At 61.4% G+C, this 1,801-nt stretch carries 1 protein-coding gene; it reads right to left on the reverse strand.

Features of this window, described 5'->3' with window-relative positions; translation table 11 throughout:
- Positions 1-84: 84 nt before the first annotated feature.
- Positions 85-1,801: glycosyl hydrolase family 28-related protein (locus H5U08_RS17595; RefSeq protein WP_297036097.1), on the reverse strand; the 1,717-nt coding region annotated here is incomplete at its 5' end.

Here is a 1,801-nt window from a genome sequence, read left to right on the forward strand (position 1 = left end):
CCCGTGCGATTCCCCAGGATGCCATCCCGTGCACATTTGACGGGTCACAACGTCGATCCGGGCCGGGGATTATGGTTTTTTGGATCAATCGGGAAGCACTCTGACCAACGTTCCGCGGCCAATTAGGGTCGGCCGATCCAGGGGCGGGATACGGAATTCGGTGGAGCCCTCGATTTCCCGCAGCATGAACCATTCCCGGGGATCAACGCCCTCCCCCGCGAAATGGTCCGGGGAGCCGTTGCCGGGGAATCGCGGAGTATCGACAAGCAAGGTGAAACGATAGTCGCGACAATCCCGCACTTCAAAGAGCGCCGCGCCGGGGAAGGCAGCGGCATTGCCCCCGTACCCGAACAGGGCACAATTGTGCGTGTTCGTGATCCGCAGGACCGGACGGTTGTATTCACTTTTCAGGCCGAAAATAAACACGTTGCTTGCATCGCGAATCTCCATATTGGCCTCGCTCCGCGCATGTTCAACATTGCACTGATAAAACCAGAGAGGTCCCTGGGTCCGCTCAATCAACAGGTGGCGATAGTTTGGACCCTGGAGGTGCCAAGATTCTTGATGAAAGTTGTACCATTTGCCACCGCCATGCCCCCGGATCACCACGAGGGGGTGATCGAAGAGTGGTGCCCGGGCCCCGCGAGCCACGTTCCAGCGACTTGGCATGACGACGTTGACATCGCGAAAAACCGAATGCGGGCCGGATCGCCACTTCAGGGCGCAGGCGCTGGTGGCCGTGATGTCCAGTCGAATACCGAAAAATCCCAGAATGCACCGGGCATCCTGGGCCTCGGCGGTGGCGATCATCGGCTGGGGCTGGCCAGCACCTGCGAAATCTCCCTTTTCCTCGCCGTAGCCCACTATCCAGGTAAAACATCGGTGGGCGCCGATGAGTTGGGTATCCGGGCGAAGCCGCAGCGTCCGCGTGATACGGTACTCACCCTTGGGGAGGAACAGCCGCGGGTAGCGATCGATGGCCTGTTGCAGGGCCTCGGTATCGTCGGCGATGCCATCACCGCGAGGGGCATTGGGCAGAGTTTTGACATTCACCACGCCGGGCGACCACGGTCGCGGGAAATCATCCGGCCAGAGGTGACGCTTCACCAGATCGGCGGGGGGTTGAGGCACCGCGGACAGCCGATACCACAACGGGTCCGGCCACCGTCGGCCGTCCAGATAGATGTGGCAGGTGTACTGAAGTTCTTTCAATCCGAGAGGGGCCACGTACTTGCCTCGCAACGGTGGGGGCGGCACCGCAACGGCAGCCTCGTCGATGTGAGTCCATTCGTTCGGCTTTGTCGCGATCTTTCCCATGGGAGATTCCACGATGGTCTGGATCCCGCGAACAAAGACATTGTTCAGGTAGCTGGCGGCATCGGTATGTAGCAACACGCCCGGGCGGTCGCTTTCCACTTCCACAACGCCATCGATGAGGTTGATCTGTCCCTGATGGATCCAGTTCTGTTTCGCCCGCACGAGCGGTTTGGTATGCGTGGCCTGGATTCGGAATCCGACGATCGTGGTGGCCTGACGTCCGGAGCAGAGAACGGCGGCCTCTTCCTGATCGATGAGCGTGATGCCGGTCAATGTTGCGGCGGGTTGGGTGCCTGTCATATCGAGTCCGTAGCGTCCGCCGATCACGGTTACACCGGCGTGACTGCCTCCCGAACCAGCCCCACCAGCAAGTCCGCAGTACGCGCCCCGGGCGTCGATGACGCAGTCCTGGACCCCCGATCCCTGGGCCGCCCGGTGGGAAATACCGACGGCGCCGAGGTGATTGGGCCCCAGGCGCACATCG

The sequence above is a fragment of the Thermogutta sp. genome (assembly GCF_014359955.1).
Lineage (GTDB): Bacteria > Planctomycetota > Planctomycetia > Pirellulales > Thermoguttaceae > Thermogutta.